Below are 7397 nucleotides of genomic sequence, written 5' to 3' on the forward strand. Positions count from 1 at the left end.
TTATCAGCGTCGCCGATCCGCAAAATCTATTGAAACTGATCCATACTCTGCCCAACATCGTCAAGCAAATCCAAGTCAGCGATCAAGTATTATTGAATAAGACGGATTGCTATCCGCCGGATGTCGTTCAAAAGGCGGAAGAGGAAATCCGCAAAATTCAACCACTGGCGCAAATCGCGCGAACGCAATTTTGCAATGTTGACGTCGATCCCTTCGCACCGGGAGCCATAGGCGCTATGACCGGCGAATACGCCCTCTGCGTCGATCCCAACTACGCCCGCGCCGCCGTCCGTAGGGAAAAGCCAATCGATTGGGCGCGCCTAAAACCCACGTTGGATTCCATGCGGGATGAGTTGTACCGCGTAAAAGGCTTCATCCGTTACTCGGAACATTCGCTCTACGTTGACTATTCAAGCGCTGGGTGGGTGGAAGAAACCCTCGCCGAAGAACATAAAACCCGGCTGACGGAATTAGCCATAATTGTTCAAGGCCGCGCCAAGGCGAAAATAGACGCCATAACGGCGCAAATCGACGGCGGGGAATACGATGCGCTTTGATTTATCACTATTTTCGTCAGTTTGGCGTATCTATTCCCTAAGTAATTGATTTTAAATACTTTAATATTTAAATCTCTCGCCATAACATGTAACAAATATTTACTTGGATATAATAAATTCTATCTTCGGCTAACACTGTCATAATATTTGCATATTAAATGATTTTTTTTTTGCGTAATTTTGTATTTTTTCTTGACAGGCCGATAAAATAGCGATACAGTATGCCTCTATGAGTAGAATAAAGATGGAAAATTTAATAGACAAGAAAGGAGTTGGGCGAATGAAGACGAAAAAACTGTTTCTTCTCGCGGGTGGTTTGGCGGTGGTTTTTCTTATTTTAGGTGTTTTTTTGTTTCCACAAAATTCATTGTCGTATTGTACTGATTGTTTTTATAGGGATGTATGGAGTGATTATTGTAATTATGGTGGTGAATGTAATCAAACGATTCATTATACAGAAGGAGTTGCTTGTTGTGATATTGGTTTCTACCCTATGGATACATGTCCTTTCCATATTAACTTGACGCCTGTAGTTATTTATTCTCTTACTGGATTATGCGAAGATTGGGTACAGCAAAGTTGCAGAAGTTATCAAGGACAGTGTAATAATCCAATTTGGGACGCTGATTATTTTTGGGATTGTCATATCAATCCAAACATTGATCCATCTAATAATATATTACGTAGTTATCGATGTGGAAAATAGAAGTTAAAAATAGTAAAAAGTAATAGTATTGAAAAAAAACTTTAATTTATATTAAATTAACAAACAAGGAGAATAAGGGAGATGAAAAAGCATTGCATCAAGTATTCTATTTTGTTGGCAGGAATGGCCATTTTTGCAGTTTATCAAATAGGAAGCATAGGAGAGGAGATTAATAGAGCAGAGGATTTAAAAGCCTATATCCAAACCACGCTAGCGACTTTTGTCTCGTATGAGTTGAGCTATAGTTGCATCTCATATTACCCTCCAGTAAGTGATAAATCAAGAGTGGAAAATATGAAAAACGCAATAAGTGAATACCAACGAATTGTGAAAGAACGGACCGAGAACACGCTGTCGAAAGAAGATGAAAATAAATGGAAGTACATCAGCAACGAGAATTTTATAGAATTGATTCGGGATCAGGAGAAAATATTGAACGGATTTCAGATCGATTCTGCTCATATTATAAGCGCTAAAAATGGAATGATGAGACTCGATAAATACTGGACGGATAAGAAACCAAATTATCAATCATTTATTTTCGATGGTTCGGAAGGAATATGTCTCGAAAATGATAAAATTATTAAATCTGACGGTAATACACGCATGTGGATGGAACCGACTTCAGGCGGCGGATTTGGCGTAAATTTGAACCGGTTTGTACAAAACGGTTTTTCGATCGTAGAATTCGATTCCGCCACGAAAAAACTTCGCATAAATTCCGATATCTATTACCCAAAGACGCACTATTTCGAATTCACGCTTCTCGATGAAAATCCCGCCTATTGGAAACAATGCGATAATATCAATAAAGGAGTCGTCATATCGAGAGTATTATGCGATCATTTCAAAGAAATATCGGGAATGCTGGTTCCGGAAACAGTGGTCATGCAAAAACACGGAGGTTTGCAGGAGAATGGATTTATTGATTTATTGAAGATGACTCTTAGCGAAGCCCGTGTCAACGATGTTCTATTCGCCGAGGATTTCTTCTCCATCGAACCGAAAGAGAATATGGAAGTTGAGAATAGGATGCGATAACCTCATAGTCTTGCCTTCTATTCATTTATCAAGAAAATTCATCTAGTGAGTGGAGAAAATGAAGTATATTGATATTGGAACAATACGAAAGAAAAAGAGCCTTTGGTTAGTTCTTTTTCTTTCGTTTCTTTTTTTAAACGTCCTTTATTTTATTCTAAATGGAGTTAGCGTATGGTTGTTATCGCGGAATATCCATATTCAACCTGAGATCGTTGAGTTCGGAACGCTTTGGGAAAACGACCAGCAAACCGCTTCCTTTACCTTAGTCAATTCTTCTTCGCATGATTTGATAGTGGAAGAAGCGTCTGCGGATTGCGGATGTACTCGCATCAATCTATCGCAAGGCCAACAGATCAAGCCCAACGAATCGGCGCCATTTGATATTCGTTTAACTCCAAGTTTTACGCATGGCGTTGAAGATCGGCGAGTGATGATTGCCTTGAAGGACAATAACGGAAAACAGATACGCAAACAATGCTTGATTCGTTATCGCGGACTAGGCGAAATTCGCTGCGTTCCTCAAGCGGTAGTCGTTCCGGAATATCCCGCCAATCGTCCTTGGTCGAAAGAAGTAGCGCTGGAAGGCGTGGCAAAAGAGGATATCGATGCCGTTACTCTCGAATCGTCGACTTCAACGATCACGGCGGAAAAAGCAGGTTTTGAAATAAAGAACGGAAAAGAATGCTGCATGATTAAATTGGAATCCTCTGGCTTTAAACCAGGCGCCTTATTGGAAAGACTGGTTATTCACGACAACCGCAAAGAGAAAAAATTCGCCGTGCTCCCCATCGGCGGGTATATCACCGAACCGTTTGTCGCCGTTCCTTCCTCGTTGTTTGTCGATGTAAATCAGTTTCGAGAAGAAAAAACGCAAAAAATCTTAATCAAAACAAAAATAGCTTCATCTTTCCATATCGAGAACATATCGACGGATAACGGTTTGTTTATCTGTTCATGTCCGCAATCGGATAATGAACTCGAAAAAACAATTGAATTGTCTCCCAAATCTTCTAACGGCAACAATTCAAGAATGAAAGATACTCTCCATTGCTTGCTTTCTTCGAAAGATAACAATCAATTTAATATTGATGTACCGATTATTATCCAGTGACTCAATAGAAGGTTTTTCCCTAATCGCCTCACTACTTATAGAAAAAAATGCCCGGCGCAATTACCGATGCGCCGGGCTTTATTATATATAAACCACATTAGAGGATTTCTTCGACGAAAAAGAACCGATAATTGGAATATTAATGACGGAACGTTTTTAGAGACCTTTCGCCGCCTCAATGTATTGGCGAAGAAGAAAGAATGAAATATCATTATTTTTTCAATGCGAAATTTAGGAACTAGGCGCTAATTGGAATGAATGAACCATTGAATGCCGTCGTCGTTGGCGCGGGAGCGTTGGGAAAGCACCACGCCCGCGTTTATGGATATAACGAAAAAACCCGACTGATCGCCGTCGTCGACGTCGATGGCGAAGCGCGGGATCGCGCCGCCAACGAATGGAACTGCCAGGGGGCCTCGTCGTTGGAGGAAGTCGCCGGGCGCATCGATCTGGCCAGCGTCGTTGCGCCTACGGTCAATCATTACGCCATCGCTTCATGGTTGATCGAACGCGGCATCCCTGCGTTAGTGGAAAAGCCCATCGCCATCAGCGTTGAAGAAGGCGAAAAACTCGCGGCGTTGGCGAGAGCGAAAGGCGTTCTTCTGCAAGTGGGACATATCGAACGATTCAATCCCGGCGTCTTGGCGCTCGGCGAACGTTTGACGAATCCGCTATTTATCGAATCCCACCGTCTCGGCCCGCCTGCGCCTAGAGTGAAAGATATCGGAGTAGTGCTGGATTTGATGATCCACGATTTGGATTTGATTCTGGCGCTGGTAAAATCGGAAATTGTTTCCGTCGACGCGGTTGGAACGCCCATCATCTCGACGCAGGAGGATATCGCCAACGCCCGCCTGCGCTTCGCCAGCGGCTGCGTCGCCAATGTTACCGTCAGCCGCGTTACGCCGGAACGCCAGCGCAAAATCCGCTTTTTCCAAAAAGACGCTTATCTATCCCTCGACTATCTCAAGCCCGATCTGCAAATCTACCGCAAGGAGACCCGCGAGGACGGCATAGTAACCATCCGCCACGAGCAGCCCGTCCTTTCCCAGCATGAACCGCTGGCGGCGGAGATCGATTCCTTCATTGAATGCGTTCGCCAAGGAAAAGAGCCGGTAGTTACAGGCGAAGACGGCGTGCGCGCTCTACGGTTGGCGCAGCAGATCGCCGAACAAGCGCGCGCAGCCACTGAACGATTGATAGGCAACGGGATTTGATACTACTCCCAAAGGCGTTACGAAATTCTCTTATACCATTCCAATGGACGTCCTGACATCGATTTCGTCTGAGCGAGAATTAATTCTCTCTCTACCGGCGATAGTGGGGTGAAAGTGCGGGCGGCCTTAAGAGTCCATTGCATCTCATGGCGCGAGGCGCAGCCAATTAAGGTTGTCGATACTGGAAGACTCAGCGCATAGCGCAGCGCGTCTTTCTGAATGCTGTTTGGAAGATGGCCTCCTAAAAGCGCTTTGACGCTGATGACGCCGATTTCTTCGCGATGAATCTGCGGCAGCAATACTTTTTCGAAACTAAGCCGATGAGGATCGACGGCGTTGAGCGGCATAATGACGGCGTCGAAAGGATATGCGTCGAGAAAGGCTTGCAGCGAAGCCGGATCGCAATGCCCTGCGACGCCTAAATATCGGCACTTGCCTTGCCTGCGCGCCGTTTCCATCGCTTCCATGACGCCGTTGGAGGCAAAGCATGCATCCCAATCCTCCCGGCAAGCGCCGTGAAGGAACCATAGATCGACGCAATCCGTTCGCAATCGGCGCAGACTGGCTTCCAGTTCCCGCAATGCGCCGCACAGAGTCCGATTGCGGGTTTTGGTGGAGAGGACGATGCGGCTGTGATCTTTTCCTAACGCTTCGCCTAAGCGTTTTTCGCTCTCGCCGCAGCCGTAATTGAATGCCGTATCGAAGAAATTAACTCCTTCATCCAGGCTGTATCGAATAAGGTCCGCTGTTTCTTTTTGGGAAGCGCAACGATGCAACGAACCGCCGCCCAAACCGATTACGCTGACGGCCAGATCGGTTCGTCCCAATTTCCTTTTGGGAATAGAGGCCATTTCTGCGCTGAACGATAAAATAGGAAGCGATAGAACGCCGCTTGCCGCAATGGCGCTATTTTGCAGAAAACAACGGCGCGAAAGATGAGTTGAATCCGTCAACGGATTATCCTCCCGTTGGATGATTGCGGTATTATGGAATCGTTAATCCACCTCGCCGGGCGGCGGATAGTTTTGGGATGCATCATCCAAAACCAATACCCAATCGGCGCCGTGCGCAATTTTTCCCGGCGGATCTAAAAATAACCTCATACTGGCGTCGCGCGCGAAATACAATGTCTTACTGGCATTGCGCACGATTTCTTCCGGCAGAGCGATTACTTTCGGTTCCCGATCGAATAATACTCCGATTGGATCGGCCTTGCCCGTACGGGGATCGAACCACCAGGCTTTGCATTTTTCCCAAGGTATTTTTTCCACGTTAATTGCGATGGATTGACCGTAAGGAATATAGACGAAAGCGTAATGGTCGCCTTTGCAGGCTTGAATATGTTTTGCGCCGTCTTGCTGATCCACCACGATTAACGACTGATCGGGGATGCGGCTGAGGAATGGGCGGGAGAGTAGGAGACGGCGGACATGCAGCATATCCCATGCGCCGGGCAGGTCGAGCGCATCGAACCAATTGTTCCGGGCCGAGGAGATTGGATCGCGGCCGGGGGCCATCATCTGCCAGATATCATGACAGCCGTAAGTATGGCCGAACGCTCCGGCGAAGAGCGCCCAATAAGCCGCTTGCCGAACGTCGAAATCGTCGAACCATCCATTCTTGGGATTCCAATTGACGGGATGATCTTCATAGCGCGGCTCGCCGTCCATGCAAGGCTTGATGGGAACGCGGCTGTAATCGGCTACGATTTTTTCGTAATTGGGAAGGTTGAATTCGGAATGGCCGGATTGCAACATATTGAAATCCAGCCAGCCATCATTGTGAAACCAATCTGACGAAGAACGCCCGCCAGCAGGGTGAACCGTTATCAAATGACCGCCGCCATCGCCTTCTTTCAATCCTTTCGCCATAGCGCGCCAAACGGCTTCATACCCTTTGGCGTCGCGGTCGCCGATGAGAATCCATATGATATTGGGAGCGTTCTTATAACGGCCGCCAAGAAATTTTCCATAATTTTCGGCGATTTTCGCTTTTTCGTTCGAGAAGACGACGGGGCCTTTTCCCCATGCGTTTTTGACGACTTTATCGCCCCATGTTGGCAACATGCCGATGAAGATTCCTTTTTCCTCGGCGGTCTTGACGATGAAATCGACATGCTTGAAATAGGCTTCATTGGGTTGAGCGGGATCGTTGCCGATCAGCGGCTTCTCGCCGTAAGCGTTGGGCGTATTCAAACCGTCCAATTCCGCCAGAACAACCGCTTGAATGACGGTGAATCCCTTTTGGCGGCGATTTTCGAGATATCTTTCCGCTTCATCGCGATTTAGGCGATGGAAGAGTTCCCAGGCGGTATCGCCGAGGTAAAAGAAAGGCGCGCTGTCTTCATGAACCAAAAAACGCTTGTTGTCCGATACTTTTAAAGCGCCATGCTTAAAATCGACGGATAGGCCGGATCGCGGCGTTTCTCCCGCCTGCGATCCCATTGCGGTAATAAGGAGTATGACTATCGAGGCCGCGTCTAAAATAATGCCGAATGGATTCTGTTTTATTCGATAAGCGTTCATATTCTCTCTTCTATAATAGATAGAGGCTCTTGCAAAATTAATAAAATCCGCTTTTAATTCTCCCCCCAAGCTTGGGGGGAGTTAGAGGGGGGGTGATTTTATTAGACTTAAAACAACCCCCTCCTGAACGAACGGGCACATAGTTTACATTTTGAACCGGGCACATGGTTTACACTTTTGTCTCGAAAATTGTGGCGGTTCCTTTCTTTTTTTGAAGAGCTGACCCATCTCCAGATATAG

General features: G+C 46.3%; 7 protein-coding genes. 5 read left to right on the top strand and 2 right to left on the bottom strand.

Translation table 11 applies throughout. The features are described 5' to 3' along the window. The 5 genes from AB1656_00725 to AB1656_00745 form a co-directional block, all read left to right on the top strand. The coding region (locus AB1656_00725; protein MEW6233884.1) for a GTP-binding protein at positions 1–557 on the top strand (557 nt) is incomplete at its 5' end. 280 nt (positions 558–837) lie between these two features. Beyond that, positions 838–1263: a hypothetical protein gene (locus AB1656_00730; GenBank protein MEW6233885.1), complete on the top strand. Its 426-nt coding sequence runs from the start codon at positions 838–840 to the stop codon at positions 1261–1263. Between the two features lie 81 nt (positions 1264–1344). After that, positions 1345–2304 carry a hypothetical protein gene (locus tag AB1656_00735; protein MEW6233886.1) on the top strand — a complete coding sequence of 320 codons (960 nt, stop codon included), beginning with the start codon at positions 1345–1347 and terminating at the stop codon, positions 2302–2304. Between the two features lie 175 nt (positions 2305–2479). Next, positions 2480–3415: a DUF1573 domain-containing protein gene (locus AB1656_00740; GenBank protein ID MEW6233887.1), complete on the top strand. Its 936-nt coding sequence runs from the start codon at positions 2480–2482 to the stop codon at positions 3413–3415. A gap of 254 nt (positions 3416–3669) precedes the next feature. After that, positions 3670–4632, top strand: a complete 963-nt coding sequence (locus tag AB1656_00745) for a Gfo/Idh/MocA family oxidoreductase (GenBank protein MEW6233888.1) — start codon at positions 3670–3672, stop codon at positions 4630–4632. Between the two features lie 17 nt (positions 4633–4649). Here the strand turns inward: AB1656_00745 and AB1656_00750 are convergent, their stop codons facing one another. Beyond that, the gene (locus AB1656_00750; GenBank protein ID MEW6233889.1) at positions 4650–5585 is read right to left on the bottom strand and encodes an aldo/keto reductase; all 936 of its coding nucleotides are present in this window, start codon (positions 5583–5585) and stop codon (positions 4650–4652) included. Positions 5586–5627: 42 nt separating this feature from the next. Continuing rightward, on the bottom strand, positions 5628–7157 hold the full coding sequence (locus tag AB1656_00755) for a glycoside hydrolase family 140 protein (GenBank protein MEW6233890.1): 1530 nt from the start codon (positions 7155–7157) through the stop codon (positions 5628–5630). Positions 7158–7397 lie beyond the last annotated feature (240 nt).

This window comes from Candidatus Omnitrophota bacterium (assembly GCA_040755155.1).
Classification (GTDB): Bacteria; Hinthialibacterota; Hinthialibacteria; order Hinthialibacterales; family Hinthialibacteraceae; genus JBFMBP01.

Excerpts from the sequence above, each read along its gene's own strand:
- AB1656_00730 (MEW6233885.1), top strand. The coding sequence starts at position 838 with ATGAAGACGAAAAAACTGTTTCTTCTCGCGGGTGGTTTGGCGGTGGTT.
- AB1656_00735 (MEW6233886.1), top strand. The coding sequence starts at position 1,345 with ATGAAAAAGCATTGCATCAAGTATTCTATTTTGTTGGCAGGAATGGCC.
- AB1656_00745 (MEW6233888.1), top strand. The coding sequence starts at position 3,670 with ATGAATGAACCATTGAATGCCGTCGTCGTTGGCGCGGGAGCGTTGGGA.
- AB1656_00755 (MEW6233890.1), bottom strand. The coding sequence starts at position 7,157 with ATGAACGCTTATCGAATAAAACAGAATCCATTCGGCATTATTTTAGAC.